An 18,225-nucleotide genomic window follows, 5' to 3' on the forward strand; every position below is an offset into this window, starting at 1 on the left:
GGCGCCGGCTGGGCAGTCCGGTGGGGTCCGCGGCGTCCCCGGTCCCGGTTCCCGCGGGCCGGGCGGCCGGGGCGGGGCGGTCCGCGGCGGCGGACACGGGGGCGGGGGCGAGGGCGGAGAGGTCGCGGTCCTCGTCCAGCACGGTCAGCAGGTGCGCGGGAATCCGCAGCATCGTGCGCATGCCGCCGAACGGGGACGCCTCGATGTGGCAGTCGAAGCCGTACTGCACGACGAGCCGGCCGACGACCGCGAAGCCGGTCTGCGGCGGGTCGCCCAGCTCGGTCAGCAGCACCTCGGCGGGGCCGGCGAGCAGGGCGCGGGCCCGTTCCAGCGCGTCCTCGTCCATGCCGATGCCGGCGTCGTCCACCACGAGGAACGCGCCCCGGCCGCCGCTCTGCTGGATGGTGACCTGCACGTCCGTGTCGGGGTGGGAGTACGCGGTGGCGTTGGCGAGCAGTTCGGCGAGGGCGATCGCGAGGGGTTCGGCGGCCCGTGCGGCGAGCGCGAGGCGTTCGTCGCGCAGATGGTTGGAGACCTTGATCCGCTCGTAGCCGGCGACGCGCGACTGGGCGCCGAGGACGATCTCGACGAGCGGCGAGTTCTGCCGGGCGAGGCCGGGCCAGGCGTCGCAGAGCACGGCGGTGGCCTGGGTGCGGCGCAGGGCGAGTTCGTTGCGGAAGTCCAGCTGGAGGATGCGCGGGTCGTCGTACTCGTGCTGGAGTTCGTGGAGCAGTTGCTGGGACTGGTTGAGCAGGGACTGGATCTTGGCGGAGGTGCCGCGCATCGCGGCGCGGGCCGCCGCGTCCACGCGCTGGCGCTCCTCCAGGACGGCGGTCCTGGCGGCCTGGACGGCCTCGGTGAGCAGGAGGGCCGCGCCGCCGTCCACCTCGGCCGCCTCGCGCAGTCCGGGGACGGTGGCGCTGGGGTGCGAGAGGGCGAGGGCGGCGGCGGGTATGCGCTTGCGCGCGAGCTGCCTGATCTCGTCCAGGAGGGCGGCGGTGCGGGCCTCGGCGGCCTTGGCCTGGCGGTCGGCGAGTTCGGCGCGGGTGACGGCCTGCTGTTCGGCGAGGCCGGCCCGGTAGGCGCGCGAGTAGCCCGCCACCGCGACGACGACGGCGATCACCGTGAGGATCCATGCGATCATGCCGATACCGCGTCTCTCTCGTCGGGGCGGTCCGCCGGCGCGCGGCGCTGGGCCGCGCGGTCAGCCCGCTCTGCCTGCCGGCTCACTGGCCTGCTCCACTTCCTGTGCGACCGTGGCGACGTCGGTGATCACCTGGACCACACCGGGCCGCTCCGAACCGTCGAGCTGCCGGTACTCGCTGCCCATGGTCACCACGAGCCGTTCGGGCAGGCCGAGCGCGGGGTAGCGGCCTTCGGCGATGACCCGGCGGGCCGCGTCGACGGAGGGCACTCCGGCGGCGTGGAGGGTGTGGGCGCGCTCCTGCACGTACGCGAGGTAGTCGATGTGCTCGCGGACGCCGGCCCGGTCGATCACGGGCCCGTGGCCGGGGACGATCGTCTCGGCGCCGGTGGCCAGGACCTGTTCGCAGGCGGCGATGACGTTGCTCAGCGGGCCTTCCCAGTGGCACGGGTGGTCGCCGGGCTGCTCGTCGGACGAGGAGAAGATGATGTCGCCGCTGAACACGGTGGACTGGGCCGGCAGGTGGACGATCAGGTCGCCGGTGGTGTGCGCGGGCGCGAGCGAGGTGATCTGGACGGGGTAGTCGCCGACGGTCAGTTCGAGCTCGCCGGTGAAGTACGTGGTGGGCCGGACGGGTTCGGTCTGCGACCAGTCGAACGGGCCGAAGTGCCGTGCGAGGTAGGCCCCCAGCGGGGTGGCCGGGTCGCCGCCGCTGACGAGGGCGTGCTGCTGCTGCGGGGTGGGCTCGTAGTGGATGTGCTCCCGCGCCTCGCGCGTGACGATGATCTCGGCGTCCGGGAGCACGCCCGCGCCCCAGAAGTGGTCGCCGTTGGCGTGCGTGACGACGACGCGGTCGATGGAGACGCCCTCGGGCAGCCGCTTCACGGACTCGGCGAGGAACTGCCCGGCGAGCACCGGGTCGTACGGGGTGTCGATCCACAACGCGCCCCGGGGCGAGACGAGCAGGCCGCAGTTGGCCAGCCCCCAGCCACGCTTCGGCGGGAGCCAGGCGTACAGGCCCCTGCCAAGGTCAACGACATCCCCACCCGTGATCGACATGGACGCGATTATGCCGACCACATTCCGGTCGCGCGTTCGAACCTGGCCATAAAAACACGCCGTTGGCTGAAAAGTTACCTTGGCGGGCACCGGTGGCGGCCGGCCCGTCACCGTGCGAGAGCATCCCGGCCTGTCACCGTACGGAATCTTCCGGGGTGAAGCGGGGAAAACAGCGCGGAGCGGAACCCACCGGTCACCGGGGCGCGACCGGGCGCCGTCAAACCGGAAGGGGCCGATTACCCATTGAGCATGGCCGAAAACAGACTCCGCGCACCCGCGTTTCGGACACGCCGGAAGGAGCGGGCGGCTCAGACCGCGATGACCGTGACCCCGGCCTCCGTGAGCCGGGCCGACTCCTCGGGCGCGATGCCCCGGTCCGTCACGAGCACGTCCACCAGGGAGAGATCGCAGACGCGGGCGAAGGCGCGCTTGCCGATCTTCGAGGAGTCGGCGGCGATCACCACCCGCCGGGCCTGCTGGGCGAGCAGCCGGTTGACGCCCGCCTCGCCCTCGTGGTGCACGTACGCCCCGCGCCCGGTGTCGAGCGCGTTGACGCCGAGCACCGCCACGTCCAGCGTGATCTCGCCCAGCACCCCGGCGGCCAGCGGGCCGGTCAGCTCGTAGGACTGGGGTCGGGCGACCCCGCCGGTGACCACCGTCTTGAACTGCGGCCGGACGGCCAGCTCGTGGGCGATGTTGAGCGCGTTGGTCACCACCGTGAGCGCCGGCCGCCCGGCCGCGCCGTCGCCCGCCAGGTCGGGGCGGACGGCGAGCGAGCGGGCCACCTCGGTGAGGGTGGTGCCGCCGGTGAGCCCGACGACCTCGCCGGCCGCGATCAGGTCGGCGACGGCGCGCCCGATGGCCTGCTTCTCGGGGGCGTTGCGCCCCTCCTTGTAGCGGAGGGCCAGTTCGTAGCCGACGCCGTGGGCGACCGCGCCGCCGCGCGTACGGGTGAGGAGCCGCTGCTCGGCGAGCTGGTCCAGGTCCCGCCGGATCGTCGCGGCCGAGACGTCCAGCGCCTTCGCGGCGTCCTCGACGTCCACCCGGCCGTGGCGGCCCACGAGTTCCAGCAGTGCGCTCCAGCGGGCGTCCCTGGACATGGCAGTTCTCCTCACGTCCGGGCGGGGGGCGCCGATTCCCCTCGGGCGCGCTCACGGACAGCGGCAAGCGTCGCACAGCGCCCGGCCGGGTCCGTCCGCCCGCCACCACGCGTGCTTGAAAATGTTCGTTCCACGCGAGTACCGTGCAGAAAAAAGCATCCTCTCACCGGTACGGAGCGCAGACGTGTCATTCGTCGAGATCGAGATCGCCAGTCAGCCGGAGTGCTGGCGCCGCGCAGCGGAGCTGGCGGGGAGTCACGCGGCCGTGCTGCCCGCCGCCGGCGAGCGCGTCGCCGTCGTCGGCTGCGGCACCTCGTACTACATGGCCCAGGCGTACGCCTCGCTGCGCGAGGAGTCCGGGCAGGGCGAGACCGACGCCTTCGCGGCCTCGCAGTTCCCGAACCGCCGCCGCTACGACCGGGTCGTCGCGCTCACCCGCTCCGGGACCACGACGGAGGTGCTGGAACTCCTCGCCCGGCTGCGGGGCACGACGCCCACGGTGGCGATCACCGCCGATCCGGGAACCCCGGTGATGACGACCGCCGACGCGGTCGTGGTCCTCGACTTCGCGGACGAACGGTCCGTCGTGCAGACCCGGTTCGCCACCACCCTGCTGACGCTGCTGCGCGCCCACCTCGGGCTGCACACCGACGCGGTGGTCCACGACGCCGAGACGGCGCTGGCGGAGCCGCTGCCCGAGGGCCTGGTGGACCGCGACCAGTTCACGTTCCTGGGCAGCGGCTGGACGGCCGGGCTGGCCAACGAGGCGGCGCTCAAGATGAAGGAGGCGTCGCTCTCCTGGACCGAGGCGTACGCCGCGATGGAGTACCGCCACGGCCCCATCAGCATCGCCGGTGAAACCACCGCGACCTGGATGTTCGGCCCCGCCCCCGAGGGCCTGCGCGAGCAGCTGCTGGCGACCGGGGCCCGCTGGGTGGAGAGCGACCTGGACCCGCTGGCGGACCTGGTCCGCGTCCAGCGCCTGGCCGTGGCGCGCGCGGCGGCGCGCGGCCTGGACCCGGACAGCCCGCGCCACCTGACCCGTTCGGTGGTCCTGGCGGACGCCTGACCGGACACGGGCCCGGCGGGCCGGGGCGCCTCGATGCCCCGGACCGGCCGGGCTCCGCTCACTCCTCGAAGTAGGCGTCCAGGACCGCGTCGAGTTCCTCGGCCCACTCCTTGAGGCTGCCGCGGGACGCCGCCTCGACCTCGCCGTTGAACCAGCGCCGGGTGGAGAGGTGGACGGTGACGGTGAACCGGCGGCCGAAGCGGGCCGGTTTGACCTCGACCGCGCCGATCTCGTCCCAGCCGAAGTCGGCCTGCTGGTCGTCCAGCGTGAAGCGGACGCCCTTGCGGTCGGCCGCGATCGAGCCGCGCCGATCGCTCACCTCGAACGAGGGTCCGTCCGCGCCCTTCTCGTCGCTCTCTTCGCTCTCCTCCTGCTCATCGTCCTCGTCGGCCGCCGCGGGCCGCGCCTCGTCGGCCGGTGCGTCCGCGACGGCGTCGGCGGGTGCGGACTCCCCGGTCTCCTCGGGCTCCTCCGGCTCCTCGGGCTTCTCGGGCTTCTCGGCCACCGTCGCGGCGGGGCCGGGGGCCGTGAGACCGGGGATGTACGCCGGGTCGGTCCCTGCGGCGTACGCGGGCTGGGTCTTCGGATCTATGCGCTGCTCCACGGCGGGCAGTATGGCCGACGAACCTGTACGGGGCCAGTAAGACGGACCGCGGGGGCGGCCCGGTCCCCCGGTCCGCCCCCGCGGTGTGCCACCGGACGGCGCGTCAGCCGGTGGCACAGACCTCGTCGCCCAGCGAGAAGGCGTCCGGTGCCGTGTTGCCGCCGGTCAGCGTGCCGGTGAAGCCGAAGCCCGCCGACGCGCCGGGGGCGACCCTGCCGTTCCAGTCGACGTTGGCGGCGGTCACCTCCGCCCCGTTCTGCGTGGCCCGGGCGTTCCACATCTGGCCCACCTTCTGCCCGTCGGCAAAGGTCCAGGACAGCTTCCAGCCGTCCAGTTCGGTGCTGCCGGTGTTGGTCAGCGTCACATCGGCCTGGAAGCCGCCGGACCACTGGTTGGTGACCTTGTACGTCACCGAGCAGGCGGCGTCACCCGGATCGGTGCCCGGGTCCGTGCCGGGGTCCGTGCCCGGGTCGGTACCGGGGTCCGTGCCGCCGCCGTCGCTGTCGGAGGACTCCCCGTACATGATGCCGCGCCCGTTGGTGGACACGTACACCCGGCCGTAGACACGCGGGTCGCCGGTGATCGCGGCGCCGATCCAGCCCCACTGGTGGGCGTCGTCGTTGATGCGGGTCCAGCCGGCGCCCCCGTCCGTGGACCGGAACACACCGCGCACCCCGCCGATCTTCGCGGTGATGAAGACCGTCTGGTACGAGGCGCCGGCCGCCGCCTTGCCGAAGCCGACCGAGTCCGCCTGCTCGATCCCGCTCAGCTTGGTGAAGGTCGCCCCGGAGTCGGTGGAGTGCCACAGGCCGTAGGTGCCCTTCTCGGCGCCGCCGGCCAGCCAGATGTCGCCCTCGATGCCGGGGACCGCCTTGAAGCGGACGTTGCCCTCGGCGGGCAGACCGCTCGACGCCTTCGCGGTGAAGGTCGCGCCGCCGTCCGTCGAGACGTAGAAGGTGCCGGCCTTGTACCCGTAGAACTTCTTCGGGTTCTTCCGGTCCGACTCGACCGTCGCGCCCTGCGGGATGCCGGTGGACGCCTTCCACGAACTGCCGTACCCGGTCGTGTGGTGGACGCCGGCGCCCTCGGGGCTCCAGACGAAGCCGCTCGCGTCGGCGGCCGCCGCGACCGTGCCGCCGCCGGTCACCCCGGACGGCTCGGAGCCCTGGAACCAGTTGGCGCCGTTGTCCGTGGAGAAGCCGATGTGCGGAGTCGCGTCCGCGCTGCCCACCCGGACCACCGTGCTGGGGCTGGCCTCGGCGAAGTCGATGCTCGTGGTGGAGGTGAGGTTGGGCGAGGTGAACATCATGCCCGGGACGGCGTCGAGGTCGGTGTGCCGGAAGCCCCCGATATCACCGAGCGCGCTGAGCAGCGGGGCGCCGGACGGCGGGCTGGCCAGGTCGTTGACGGCGGTCTCCTCCAGCCCCTTCACCATCGGGGTGATCTTGAACTTGCTGCCGGAGTCCCAGTTGGTGAGGTTCTCCGTGCCGTAGATCGTCGCGCCGGTGCCGTACATCATGCGGTTCGAGTCGAACGGGTCGATCTCCAGCGCCTCCGTCATCCAGCCCAGCTTGGGCGTGGTCTCCGGCGGCGCCGGGTTGGCGCCCCAGGTCAGCCACGGCACCGAGGAGACGTCCTGGGTGTAGCGGTTGGAGCGGTTCGGGTAGTCGGTGAAGTCCCAGGCCCGCGTCCAGGTCGCGCCGCTGTCCGTGGAGCGGAAGATCTGGGTGTCCGGCCACCAGGAGCTGTACGCGGTCGCCATCACCGTGCCGGGGTGCTGACGGTCGACGGTCAGCCCGCTGAAGCCGTAGTAGGTGTCGGCCTCGGCGACCGGGCTGACGTTCTTCCACTCACCGGTCGCGGTGGTGTAGCGCCAGATCTGCCCCTTGCCGCCGTCGTACGGGCCGCCGGTGTCGCTCAGGGTCAGGTAGAGATAGCCGTTCTCGGAGTCGAGTACGCCCTTGTGCGCCAGGTATCCGGTGGGCTGTCCGGCGATCCGCGACCAGGTGGCGCCGCCGTCCGTGGACCGGTAGACGGTGTTCTCCTTGTCGGCGACCCCGACGTAGATGTCCTGCGTGGCGCTGCCCGCGCTGCCGGTGCGCTCGTCGAACGTCACCCAGACGATGCCCTGGTTGTCGTTGCCGTAGCCGCTGGTGTCGGTCGGGTCCTGCGCGTAGTTGCCGGGGTTGGGGAAGGCCGTCACCTCGGACCAGGTGGCGCCCGAATCGGTGGACCGCCACAGGCCGTTGCCGCTGGGCGCGCCCAAGTAGAGCACGGAGTTCTTGTTCGGGTCGACCGCGAGGCGCTCGCCCATGCCGCGGCCCGGCATGTTGCCGCCGAGCTTGAACGGCAGGGTGCTCGCCTTCCAGGTGGCGCCCCGGTCGGAGGAGCGCAGCACCGCGCCCTTGGTGGGGTCCCAGTCGTTGGTGTACGTGCCCACGGCGGCGTACACCTTGTCCGGGTCGACGGAGTCGGAGGCGAGGCTCACCACCCCGGTCCAGCCCCAGTGGTCCCAGTCCACCCAGTCGAGCAGCGGCACCCACTGCTTGCCGGCCTGGTCCCAGCGGTAGGCGCCGCCGATGTCGGTGCGGGCGTAGGCGAGGTTCTTCTCGGACCGGTTGAAGACGATGCCGGGCACGAAGCCGCCGCCGTCGATGCGGACGTTCTTCCAGTCGTATGTGTCCGCGGCGACGGACACATCGGATGCCTGGGCGGCGGGGGCGGCCTCGTCGGCGTACGCCGACGCGGGGGCTCCGGCGGTGAACAAGCCCGCCGTGAGGGTGAAGGCCGCCACCAGGGTGGCGAAGGATCTTGCGCTTGAGCGCACGGAAACGTCCTCTCCGAACAGGGACCGCCCGGGAGGCGGTCAAGGGCGTGCACGGGCGTGGGAGCGCTCCCATACTGCGTCCCGATGGTAGCGGCGGCTTTGCGCCGGGAGAAGAGTGGAGGCAAGGGTTCATCGGATGAATTGTTCGGTCCCTGTCAGGGGCCGCTCCGAGTGACCCTGCGGGAAACCGCAGGGTGGCGCGGTGGCCGGCCGCATACCGGCGCGGGCCTCCGGATTCCTAGCGTGAGTGAGGAGCCCGGGGCACCGTGCCCCGGCCGTCACCCGAGCGGAGACCTCGTATGGAACGCGTACTGCTCGCCCTCCCCCAGGAGCCCACGGGCGGGGTGGCGGGCTGGGCCGCCGGGCTCGTCGACACGCTGGGCGGTCCCGGCGCGGGGCTGGCCGTCGCGCTGGAGAACCTCTTCCCGCCGCTGCCGAGCGAGATCATCCTGCCGCTGACCGGCTTCGCCGCCGGGCAGGGCGTGCTCTCCCTGGCGTCCGCGCTGTTCTGGACGACGCTGGGTTCGGTGGTGGGGGCGGCGGCGCTGTACTGGCTCGGGGCCCTGTTCGGCCGGGAGCGGATGTACGCGCTCTGGGAGCGGCTGCCGCTGGTCAGGGTCTCCGATCTGGCGCGCACCGAGGCGTGGTTCGCCCGGCACGGCACGAAGGCGGTGCTGCTCGGCCGGATGGTGCCGGTCTTCCGGAGCCTCATCTCCGTGCCGGCGGGTCTGGAGCGGATGCCGCTGCCCCGGTTCCTCGCGCTGACCGCCGTGGGCAGTCTGGTGTGGAACGCGGTGCTGGTGCTGGCCGGTTACTGGCTCGGGGACCAGTGGGAGTCGGTGGGCGACTACGTCGGCGTACTGTCCAAGGCGGTGCTGCTGCTGGTCGCGGTGGCCCTCGCGCTGTACGTCGCCGTGTGCGTCCGGGCCCGCTCGGCCGCCGGGCGCGCCCGGCACCGCCGTGGTGTCTGAGCCGGGCGGCGGTGCGGTGCCCGGGCCGGGGTCCGCCGTCGAGGACGGGCGCGTGGGGGAACTATCGTTCGGGCCCGGTCGTGGCACAGGGCGGGGCCCGGTGAGCGGGCGTGAGACGGAGGGGCGGCGCGGCACGATGGAGGCTCCCCCGGTCGTCCGGGACGGGGCGCGGTTCGCAGGCCGGGCGCTGCCGGTCGCCGGGACGCTGCTGGGCTGTCTGACCGCCCTCGCCGGGCCGGTGTACCTCGCGGGGGCCGGGGCGCTGCTCGGGCCCTTCCTGCTGTGGCCGCGCACCCGGGGCGGCGCGCGGACCCTGCTGCTCTCCGGGGCCCGGCGGCTGGCGGACGCCGAGCGGTGGCGCAGGACGGTGTTCTTCGGGGACCGGTTCCCCGCGCACCGCCCCTCCGACCAGCAGGTGCTCCGCTATCTGGCCGCCCGTGCCGGTTCCGGGCCGGTGTGCGCGGTGGTATCCGGGCTGCTGGGTTTCGGGCTGGTGCTGGCGGGGCTGCTCGTGGCGGGCGTGGCCCGCTCGGCGCCGGACTGGGGCGAGCTGCTGGGCCAGGTGGTCCTGGGTTCGGTGCTGCTCTTCCTCGATGTGCAGGGGCTGTTCCGGCTGGCGGCGCTGGAGGCCCGGCTGGCGCGGGAGTGCTTCGGGCCCGGCGAGCGGGAGTTGCTGCGGCGGCGCATCGGCGAACTCGCGGCGAGCCGGGCGGCCGTGGTGCGGGCGGTGGACCGGGAGCGGCGGCGCGTGGAGCGGGACCTGCACGACGGGGTGCAGCAGCGGCTGGTCGCGCTGGCGATGCTGCTGGGCCGAGCCCGCCGTGCGCGGGACACCGAACGGGCGGACGCGCTGCTGGAGCAGGCGCACCGGGAGGCGGGCGAGGTGCTCGCGGAGCTGCGCGAGGTGGCGTGGCGGGTGTATCCCACGGCGCTGGACAGCGTGGGGCTGCGGGAGGCGCTGGGCGGGGTGGCGGAGCGCTGCTCGATTCCCGTACGGGTGGCGTACGAGGTGCCGGGGCCGCTGCCGGCGTCCGTCGAGACGGCGGCGTACTTCGTGGTGTCCGAGTCGGTGACGAACGCCGCCAAGCACTCGGGCGCCGGCGCCGTCGCGGTGAGCGTGACCCGGCGCGGCGACCTGCTCACCGTGTCCGTGCGCGACGACGGGTGCGGCGGCGCCGACCCCGAGGGCGGCGGGCTCGCGGGGCTGCGGGGCCGGGTCGCCGCGATCGACGGCATGCTGGACGTCCACAGCCCCCTCGGGGGCCCCACCACCGTGACCGCGGAGCTGCCGTGCGCGTGATTCTGGCCGAGGACTCGACCCTGCTGAGGGAGGGCCTGGTGCGCCTGCTCGCCGAGGAGGGGCACGAGGTCCTGGCGGCCGTGGGGGACGCGGAGTCCCTGCTGGCCGAGGTGGCGGCGGGAACCCCGGACCTCGTGGTCACCGACATCCGGATGCCGCCCACGCACAAGGACGAGGGGCTGCGGGCGGCGGTGGAGATCCGGCGGAGCCGTCCGGAGGTGGGGGTGCTGGTGCTCTCGCAGTACGTGGAGCGCAACTACGCCGCCCAGTTGCTCGCGGAGAACGCGGAGCGGGTGGGCTATCTGCTCAAGGACCGGGTGGCGCAGGTGGAGGAGTTCCTGGACTCGCTGGAGCGCATCCACGCGGGCGGGGCCGTCTTCGACCCGGAGGTCGTACGGCAGTTGGTGATCCGCAGTACGCACGCCGACCCGCTGTCGCGGCTGACGCCGCGCGAGCGCACCGTGCTGGAGGCGCTCGCCCAGGGCCACACCAACGCGGCGATCGGCCAGAAGCTGCACATCTCGCTGAGCGCCGTGGAGAAGAACCTGAACACGGTCTTCGACAAGCTGGGGCTGGCGCACACCACCGGCTACAACCGGCGGGTGCTGGCCGTACTGCGCTACCTGGAGGCGTGAGCCGGTCGCGCGGTCGCGCGGTCGCGCCGGGCCGCCTCCGGGCGGTCAGTACCAGGTGGCCGAGCCGGGCGGGTCGCAGAGTTCCATCACGACCTCGCCGGACACCGAGGTCCGGCCGCCGACGGGCCGGACCCGGTCGCCGACGTTGACGAGGTGCGGGGCGGCACCCACGATCCGGCACCGGTAGACGAAGCCCTCGGGGAAGCGGACCAGGGACTCGTTGCGCATCACGCGCGAATAGCGGTTGACGACGTTGGAGCGTACGACGACGCCCTGCCCGTCGCTCCGTGCGGACTCCAGGTCGCTCGACGCGCAGACGGGGCACAGGAGTTTGCGGAAGGACGCGGTGCCGCACCAGCGGCACACCTGGTAGACCAGCCCTTCCTGGCTGTGCGGCTCATCCGTCTCGCGGGTCGCAGGCCCCACGTCGATTCCGGTACTGAACACGTTCCGCCTCCCGCGCTCGACTCGGTACGTGCCGCGCTCCCGGCAACGGCACAGCGGCACCGTATGGCACTAAGTTCCGCGAAGTAAAGGCACTGAGTGCCGTGAATTGGTGACGTGGCTCTCGTCCGGGCGTCAGGCGCCGCCGAGCGCGGCCTCCACGTGCTGCACCACGCGCCACATCGGAGCGCCCTTGCGCGCCACCATGACGATCACCTCGCCGTCGCCCGCCGGGGCGCCGAAGGACACCGGGGCCGGGTCCTGCCCGGATGCCGTCGCGGGCGCGGCCGGCTTCCCCGCGGCCGCCTCGCCCCAGACCGTGCGCACCAGTTCCAGCGCCCGGTCCACCTCCGCCCCCGCGTCGCCCCGGCCGCCCGAACGCAGCCAGGAGCGCAGGCCGTTGTTGTGCGCGGCGACCACCGAGGCGGCGATCACCTCGGCGCGCAGGGGCGCGTCGGGAGCGGCGTCCGGGTCCTGGGCCCAGCGCCGTTCCAGATAGCCGGCCAGGGTCCGCTCGTAGCGGCGCACCACGGACAGCTCGTAGGTCCGCAGTCCGGGCACCTCGCGGGTGAGCCGGTAGCGCTGCACGGAGAACTCCGGGTTCTCCGCGTACATCCGCAGCACCAGCCGGGCGGCGTCGCAGACGGTGGCGACGGGGTCGCCGTCCTCGGCGGCGGCCAGGAACGCGGTCATGTCCGCCAGGCACCGCTCGTGGTCCGGGAAGACCGCGTCCTCCTTCGAGGGGAAGTAGCGGAAGAACGACCGCCGTCCCACGCCCGCGCGGGCGACGATGTCGTCCACCGTGGTCCGCTCGAAGCCGCGCTCCAGGAAGAGCGCGAAGGCCGCCTCGGCGAGCACGTCACGCATGGGGGGCTTCTTGGCCGGTCGGCGGTCTTCGGTCATGCCGGAAACGTAACACCGAATCCGGCCCGCTGACACTGGGTACCTTTACGCAGGGTACTGAGTGCCATAGGATTCCCGCAGGACACCACCAGGTACAGGGAGAGCCGGCGTGAGCTTGAGGATCGTTGTCTGTGTGAAGTACGTGCCCGACGCGACCGGTGACCGGCATTTCGCCGATGACCTGACGGTGGACCGTGAGGATGTGGACGGTCTGCTGTCGGAGCTGGACGAGTACGCGGTCGAGCAGGCGTTGCAGATCGCGGAGGCGGCGGACGATGCGGAGGTCACCGTGCTGACGGTGGGTCCGGAGGATGCCAGGGACGCGTTGCGCAAGGCGTTGTCGATGGGTGCGGACAAGGCGGTTCACGTCGAGGACGACGATCTGCACGGGACGGACGCGCTGGGGACGTCGCTGGTGCTGGCGAAGGCGCTGGAGGAGACCGGGTACGACCTGGTGGTCTCGGGGATGGCGTCGACGGACGGGACGATGGGTGTGGTTCCGGCGCTGCTGGCGGAGCGGCTGGGTGTGCCGCAGGTGACGCTGCTGTCGCAGGTGTCGGTCGAGGGCGGTGTGGTGCGCGGCCGGCGGGACGGGGACAGTGCGTCGGAGGAGCTGGAGGCGTCGCTGCCGGCGGTGGTGTCGGTGACCGACCAGTCCGGCGAGGCGCGCTACCCCTCGTTCAAGGGGATCATGGCGGCGAAGAAGAAGCCGGTGACGTCCCTGGACCTGGACGACCTGGGCCTGGACGCAGAGCAGGTGGGTCTGGCGGGTGCCTGGACCGCGGTCGACTCCGCGACGGAGCGCCCGGCCCGCACCGCGGGCACGATCGTGAAGGACGAGGGCGAGGGCGGCAAGCAGCTGGCCGAGTTCCTGGCCGGCCAGAAGTTCATCTGAGCCGTTGTGCGTGGTCGTTGTCGCTGATGTGCAGGAGTAGGGAAGTCTGATGGCTGAAGTTCTCGTCTTTGTCGATCACCTGGACGGCGCGGTCCGCAAGCCGGCGCTGGAGCTGCTGACGCTCGCGCGGCGGATCGGTGACCCGGTCGCGGTCGCGGTGGGTGCGGGTGCGGCCGGGACGGCGGGTGTGCTCGCCGAGCACGGCGCGGTGAAGGTCCTCGTGTCGGAGGCGGCCGAGTTCGGCGAGTATCTGGTCGTACCGAAGGTGGACGCCCTCCAGGCCGCGCACCGGCTGGTGTCGCCGGTGGCGGTGCTGGTGTCGTCGTCGGCGGAGGGCAAGGAGATCGCGGCCCGTCTCGCGGTGCGGATCGGGTCGGGGATCATCACCGACGCGGTGGACGTGGAGGCGGGTGAACAGGGTGTGGTGGCGACGCAGTCGGTGTTCGCGGCCTCGTTCACCACGAAGTCCCGGGTCACGCACGGTACGCCGGTGGTGACGGTGAAGCCGAACTCGGCGCCGGTCGAGCCGGCCGCGGGCGCGGGTGCGATGGAGGAGCTGGCGGTGGAGTTCTCCGCCGCGGCCACCGGTACGAAGGTGCTCTCGCGTACGCCGCGTGAGTCGACGGGCCGTCCGGAGCTGACGGAGGCCGCGATCGTGGTCTCCGGCGGCCGTGGCGTCAACGGCGCGGAGAACTTCGCGGTCATCGAGGCGCTGGCGGACTCGCTGGGTGCCGCGGTCGGCGCGTCGCGTGCGGCGGTGGACGCGGGCTGGTACCCGCACACCAACCAAGTCGGGCAGACCGGCAAGTCGGTCTCCCCGCAGCTGTACATCGCCTCGGGCATCTCGGGCGCGATCCAGCACCGGGCCGGCATGCAGACCTCGAAGACGATCGTCGCGGTGAACAAGGACCCCGAGGCGCCGATCTTCGACCTCGTCGACTACGGCGTCGTGGGCGACCTCTTCGACGTCGTGCCCCAGCTCACCGAGGAGATCAACACCCGCAAGGGCTGATCGCCGCCGAGCGCGTACGAGCAAACGGCCGCGGGGCCGCACGGTGAACGCACCGTGCGGCCCCGCGGCCGTTCCCGTCACCGTTGACGCCGGTGCGTCGGCCTTATAACTTCACTATACGGATTATTGATTCCGGGAAGCGGAAACTGTCGAGGTGGAGGGTGCGGACGATGGGTCAGCAGGAGACGGTGGCGACGAGCCTCGCCGGAGCGGTCAGCGACGGGATCAGCGCCTCCCTCGCGGCGGTGGACGCCGAACTCGCCCGCCGCTACCCGGGCGACCCCGGCACCCGCCAGCCCGTGCACACCGTCTACGTACCCGGCGACGCCTTCACCGCCGGCACCCTGCGCACCTGGGGCGACGAGGCGCTGAAGGCGCTCGACGCGCACGCCCCCGACGCCGCGGCCCTCGCCGCCGTCCTCGGCATCCCCGACGAGCTGGCCGGGCCCGTCCACGACCGGGTGCGCGCCAAGCTGGAGCGCGAACCCGTCGAGGACCTGAGGATCGACTTCGAGGACGGCTACGGCCCCCGCTCCGACGCCGAGGAGGACGAGACGGCGGCCCGAGCGGCCCGGCTCGTCTCGGAGGCGTACGCCCGGGGCACGGCGGCGCCCTACATGGGCATCCGGATGAAGTGCATGGAGGCGGCCGTACGCGACCGGGGCATCCGCACCACCGACATCTTCCTCACCGGCCTGATGCGGGCCGGCGGGCTGCCCGACGGGCTCGTCCTCACCCTGCCCAAGGTGACCTACCCCGAGCAGGTCACCGCCTTCGTCCACCTCCTCGAAGCCTTCGAGCGGGCCCACGGGCTGCCCGCCGGGCGCCTCGGCTTCGAGATCCAGATCGAGACCAGCCAGTCCATCCTCGCCGCCGACGGCACCGCCGCCGTGGCCCGCATGATCGACGCGGCGGGGGGCCGGGCCACCGGGCTGCACTACGGGACGTTCGACTACAGCGCCTGCGTCGGCGTGAGCGCCGCGTACCAGGCGAGCGACCACCCCGCCGCCGACCACGCCAAGGCCGTGATGCAGGTGGCCGCCGCCGGCACCGGCGTACGCGTCTCGGACGGCTCCACCAACGTGCTGCCCGTGGGGTCCGCGGAGCGCGTCCACGAGGCGTGGCGGCTGCACTACGGCCTCACCCGGCGCGCCCTGGCCCGCGCCTACTACCAGGGCTGGGACATGCACCCGGCCCACCTGCCCACCCGGTACGCGGCCGTCTACACCTTCTACCGCGAGGGCCTGGAGCAGGCCGCGTCCCGGCTCGCCGCCTACGCGGCCAAGGCGGGCGGCGACGTGATGGACGAACCGGCCACCGCCAAGGCGCTCAGCGGCTACCTGCTGCGCGGCATCGACTGCGGCGCCCTGGACACCGGGGAGGTGGCCGAACTGACCGGGCTCACCCGCGCGGACCTCGACGCCTTCGCCTCCCCCCGGCGCGGTGGCCTGACGGTCACGGCGCCGTAGCGGCCGGACGGGGCGTCAGGCGGGTACTCCGTCGCCGGCGGGCGCCGACGGGCCCGGCGCCGCGACGAGGGACTCCAGGCCGGAGGCCAGGGTGAGCCCCTCGTCCCGGAGCAGACGCGTCCCCCTCTCGCAGAGCCCCGGGTCGCCGAGCGCGCGGGCGCTGAACTCCTCCGGAGTGCCGCCGAACCACTCGCGCAGCAGCGGGGACCGGGCGATCAACTCCGTGAGCAGCCGCCGTTCTCCGGGGTGGACCCACGGCGCGCCCGTGCCGTCGTGGAGCACCCCGAGGCGGTGCGCGTACGCGTGGACGCCGTTCAGGAGTTCACCGTTCGGCATCTCCACGGGGAAGCGGTCCGCCGGCAGGTAGATCCGGTCGTAGGCGCCCTGCGCGAGGAAGACGCCCTCGCTCCGGTCGACGTGCTCCAGCTGGGCCCCGTCCAGCCAGGTGAGGAACAGCGCACGGGTCCGCCCCGGCGCGTGGAACGGCGAAGCCGAGACATAGCCGAGCGGGCTCACATGGGCGGAGACACCGGCCTCGATGCCCGTCACGCGCACCTCGACCATCGGGATGACGGCACTGAGGCCCCGCTCCGCCATCTTGTAGCGGAGCTGCCCCGGACAGGCGTTGGAGCCGATCGCGAGCACCGGGGTCCGCTCGCCGGTCGGCGGCGCGCCCGCGTCGGCGAGCACCTCGTCGAGCGGCACCCGGCTCCCCGGCCCGCCGTACTCCACCGGCCACCGGTCGAGGCCCGTGTCCGGTTCGGGCGAGAGCCGCAGAAAGGTGTCCCCGAGCAGCAGACCCGACCCGGCGGGCCAGGCCCCCGGATAGGTCAGCGGATGCTCGCGCGGCGCCGCGCCGAGGCCGAGAGCCTCCAGTGTGCGTTCCCTCATCCGGTTCGCGGACCCTTCCCCGATCGACTGCCTGGCGCGTCAGAGTATCGAAGTCCGTTCAGGCGGGCGGGAGTTCGCCCGATCCCCGGGCGATCAGCCGGGTCGGCAGCTCGACCCGCGCCGGGCTGTGGTCGGCCCCTTCGAGGCGGCGGAAGAGGTGCTCGGCGGCGGTGCGGCCCACCGCCGCCGCGTCCTGGGAGATGACGGTGATGCCGAGCAGGTCGGCCAGTTCGATGTCGTCGAAGCCCACCAGGGCGACCGGCCGCTCCCGGCCCGCCAGGACCCGTACCACCGTCACCGTCACCCGGTTGTTGCCCGAGAAGAGCGCCGTCACGGGCTCCGGTCCCGACAGCATCGCCTCGGCGGCGGTGCGGACCCGGTCGGGGTCCGTCCGGCCCAGCGAGACCCAGGAGTCCGGCACGGTTATCCCGGCCTCCGCCATCGCCGCGTGGTAGCCGCGCAGCCGCTCCGTCGCGGTGTGGATACGGGGCTGGTCGCCGATGAAGCCGATCCGGCGGTGACCGTGCGCGATCAGATGGGCGACCCCCTCACGGGCCCCGCCGAAGCTGTCCGAGAGCACCGTGTCCGCCTCGATCCGCCCCGCCGGACGGTCCACGAACACGGTCGCCACGCCGGCCTTGATCTCCGGCTCCAGATAGCGGTGGTCGTCGGCGGCCGGAATCACGATCAGCCCGTCCACCCGGCGGGCGCACAGCGCGAGGACCAACTCCTGCTCGCGGTCGGGGTCCTCGGCGCTGGAACCGTTGATGAGCAGGGCCCCGTGCGCGCGGGCCACCTCCTCGACCGCCCGGCTGAGCGGCCCGTAGAAGGGGTCCGCCAGGTCCTCCAGGACCAGGCCGATGGACGCGGTCCTGCCCTTGCGCAGTACGCGCGCGCTGTCGTTGCGGCGGAAGCCCAGTGCCTCGATCGCCTCCTGCACCCGGCGCTCGGTGTCCGGGGTGACCCCGGGCTCGCTGTTGACCACCCGCGACACCGTTTTGAGCCCCACCCCGGCCCGCGCGGCCACGTCCTTCATGGTCGGCCGGTTGCCGTAGCGGTGCTCGGGATGACGGGTGGTCTCGGCCACGATGCGCTGTCCTGTCGTCGGTGCGGGCGATCCGGCGGTCCGCGAGGGCCTGCCGCGCGGGCTTCCGGGGAATGTGGGAACGAGCATAGGCCCTGGACAACGTTGTCAAGGGGCGGGAGACTGGGCAGACTGTTCACCCGAGCCGCACAGTCCGTTCACATCACCGGAGCCGCACCGATGCACAACCATCTCGTCGCCGCGCTGGACATCGGGGGCACCAAGATCGCCGGCGCTCTGGTGGACCGGGACGGCGCGCTGGTCGCCCGCGCGCGGCGGCCCACGCCCGCGCGGGAGAGCGGTGAGCGGGTCATGGAGGCGGTGGCGGGCGTGCTCGCCGAACTGGCCGCGTCGCCGCGCTGGCCCGAGGTGACGGCCGTCGGGGTCGGCAGCGCGGGCCCGGTGGACGCCGCCGAGGGCACGGTCAGCCCGGTCAACGTGCCCGGCTGGCGGGGCTTCCCGCTGGTGGAACGGGTCGCCGGGGCCACGGGCGGCCTGCCGGTCACCCTGGTCGGCGACGGCGTCGCGATCACCGCCGCCGAACACTGGCTCGGCGCGGCGCGCGGCCACGACGACGCCCTGTGCATGGTCGTCTCGACCGGCGTCGGCGGCGGGCTCGTCCTCGGCGGTGCCCTGCATCCCGGGCCCAGCGGAAACGCCGGCCACATCGGTCACATCAGCGTGGACCTCGACGGCGAGGCGTGCCCGTGCGGCTCGCGCGGCTGCGTCGAGCGCATCGCCAGCGGCCCCAACATCGCGCGCCGCGCGCTGGAGTGCGGCTGGCGGCCCGGCCCGGACGGCGACGCGAGCGCGGCGGG

17 protein-coding genes are annotated in these 18,225 nt (G+C 73.2%); 8 read left to right on the forward strand and 9 right to left on the reverse strand.

All coding sequences use genetic code 11. From position 1 onward, the window contains the following. From MHW47_RS35755 to MHW47_RS18570, 3 genes are all read right to left on the reverse strand, one after another. On the reverse strand, window positions 1–1,144 hold a 1,144-nt coding region (locus MHW47_RS35755; RefSeq protein ID WP_275449354.1), incomplete at its 3' end, for an ATP-binding protein. Window positions 1,145–1,204: 60 nt separating this feature from the next. After that, complete coding sequence (locus tag MHW47_RS18565; RefSeq protein ID WP_239224684.1) at window positions 1,205–2,203, reverse strand: MBL fold metallo-hydrolase; 999 nt, start codon at window positions 2,201–2,203, stop codon at window positions 1,205–1,207. A gap of 308 nt (window positions 2,204–2,511) precedes the next feature. After that, a complete protein-coding gene (locus tag MHW47_RS18570; RefSeq protein ID WP_239224685.1) occupies window positions 2,512–3,303 on the reverse strand; it encodes a DeoR/GlpR family DNA-binding transcription regulator in 792 nt (263 codons plus the stop codon). A 184-nt stretch (window positions 3,304–3,487) separates the two neighbouring features. On the opposite strand from MHW47_RS18570, the gene MHW47_RS18575 reads away from it, so the two are divergent. Then, complete coding sequence (locus MHW47_RS18575; protein WP_239224686.1) at window positions 3,488–4,372, forward strand: SIS domain-containing protein; 885 nt, start codon at window positions 3,488–3,490, stop codon at window positions 4,370–4,372. A gap of 58 nt (window positions 4,373–4,430) precedes the next feature. Here MHW47_RS18575 and MHW47_RS18580 read toward each other — a convergent pair whose 3' ends face one another. Together MHW47_RS18580 and MHW47_RS18585 are read right to left on the reverse strand one after the other, a co-directional pair. Further along, entirely contained in the window at window positions 4,431–4,976 is a 546-nt protein-coding gene (locus MHW47_RS18580) for a hypothetical protein (RefSeq protein ID WP_239224687.1), read from the reverse strand. Between the two features lie 103 nt (window positions 4,977–5,079). Next, window positions 5,080–7,803, reverse strand: coding sequence for a cellulose binding domain-containing protein (locus MHW47_RS18585; RefSeq protein WP_374230115.1), 2,724 nt, complete (start codon window positions 7,801–7,803; stop codon window positions 5,080–5,082). Window positions 7,804–8,102: 299 nt separating this feature from the next. Here MHW47_RS18585 and MHW47_RS18590 point away from each other — a divergent pair, with 299 nt between their 5' ends. The 3 genes from MHW47_RS18590 (at window position 8,103) to MHW47_RS18600 (ending at window position 10,709) form a co-directional block, all read left to right on the forward strand. Next, a complete protein-coding gene (locus MHW47_RS18590; protein ID WP_239224689.1) occupies window positions 8,103–8,774 on the forward strand; it encodes a DedA family protein in 672 nt (223 codons plus the stop codon). 136 nt (window positions 8,775–8,910) lie between these two features. Then, entirely contained in the window at window positions 8,911–10,074 is a 1,164-nt protein-coding gene (locus MHW47_RS18595; protein ID WP_239224705.1) for a histidine kinase, read from the forward strand. Further along, window positions 10,065–10,709, forward strand: a complete 645-nt coding sequence (locus MHW47_RS18600; RefSeq protein WP_239224690.1) for a response regulator transcription factor — start codon at window positions 10,065–10,067, stop codon at window positions 10,707–10,709. Before MHW47_RS18595 ends, MHW47_RS18600 begins: the two co-directional genes overlap by 10 nt. A gap of 45 nt (window positions 10,710–10,754) precedes the next feature. Here the strand turns inward: MHW47_RS18600 and MHW47_RS18605 are convergent, their stop codons facing one another. Both MHW47_RS18605 and MHW47_RS18610 read right to left on the reverse strand, forming a co-directional pair. Beyond that, window positions 10,755–11,156 (reverse strand): Zn-ribbon domain-containing OB-fold protein, encoded by a 402-nt coding sequence (locus tag MHW47_RS18605; protein ID WP_239224692.1) that lies wholly within the window; start codon window positions 11,154–11,156, stop codon window positions 10,755–10,757. A gap of 132 nt (window positions 11,157–11,288) precedes the next feature. Then, window positions 11,289–12,056 (reverse strand): TetR family transcriptional regulator, encoded by a 768-nt coding sequence (locus tag MHW47_RS18610; protein WP_239224693.1) that lies wholly within the window; start codon window positions 12,054–12,056, stop codon window positions 11,289–11,291. 109 nt (window positions 12,057–12,165) lie between these two features. Here MHW47_RS18610 and MHW47_RS18615 point away from each other — a divergent pair, with 109 nt between their 5' ends. The 3 genes from MHW47_RS18615 (at window position 12,166) to MHW47_RS18625 (ending at window position 15,432) form a co-directional block, all read left to right on the forward strand. Beyond that, window positions 12,166–12,951, forward strand: coding sequence for an electron transfer flavoprotein subunit beta/FixA family protein (locus tag MHW47_RS18615; RefSeq protein ID WP_239224694.1), 786 nt, complete (start codon window positions 12,166–12,168; stop codon window positions 12,949–12,951). 49 nt (window positions 12,952–13,000) lie between these two features. After that, window positions 13,001–13,963, forward strand: coding sequence for an electron transfer flavoprotein subunit alpha/FixB family protein (locus MHW47_RS18620; RefSeq protein WP_239224696.1), 963 nt, complete (start codon window positions 13,001–13,003; stop codon window positions 13,961–13,963). A 170-nt stretch (window positions 13,964–14,133) separates the two neighbouring features. Further along, window positions 14,134–15,432: an aldolase/citrate lyase family protein gene (locus MHW47_RS18625; protein ID WP_239224698.1), complete on the forward strand. Its 1,299-nt coding sequence runs from the start codon at window positions 14,134–14,136 to the stop codon at window positions 15,430–15,432. A 15-nt stretch (window positions 15,433–15,447) separates the two neighbouring features. On the opposite strand, the gene MHW47_RS18630 is transcribed toward MHW47_RS18625, so the two are convergent. Both MHW47_RS18630 and MHW47_RS18635 read right to left on the reverse strand, forming a co-directional pair. Further along, window positions 15,448–16,323, reverse strand: a complete 876-nt coding sequence (locus MHW47_RS18630) for a hypothetical protein (RefSeq protein ID WP_239224700.1) — start codon at window positions 16,321–16,323, stop codon at window positions 15,448–15,450. 58 nt (window positions 16,324–16,381) lie between these two features. Next, entirely contained in the window at window positions 16,382–17,410 is a 1,029-nt protein-coding gene (locus MHW47_RS18635) for a LacI family DNA-binding transcriptional regulator (RefSeq protein WP_239224702.1), read from the reverse strand. Window positions 17,411–17,587: 177 nt separating this feature from the next. Between MHW47_RS18635 and MHW47_RS18640 the strand changes: the two genes are divergently transcribed. Then, a partial coding sequence (locus tag MHW47_RS18640) for an ROK family protein (protein WP_239224703.1) occupies window positions 17,588–18,225 on the forward strand: 638 nt, incomplete at its 3' end.

This window comes from Streptomyces sp. OfavH-34-F, assembly GCF_022347745.1.
Classification (GTDB): Bacteria; Actinomycetota; Actinomycetes; order Streptomycetales; family Streptomycetaceae; genus Streptomyces.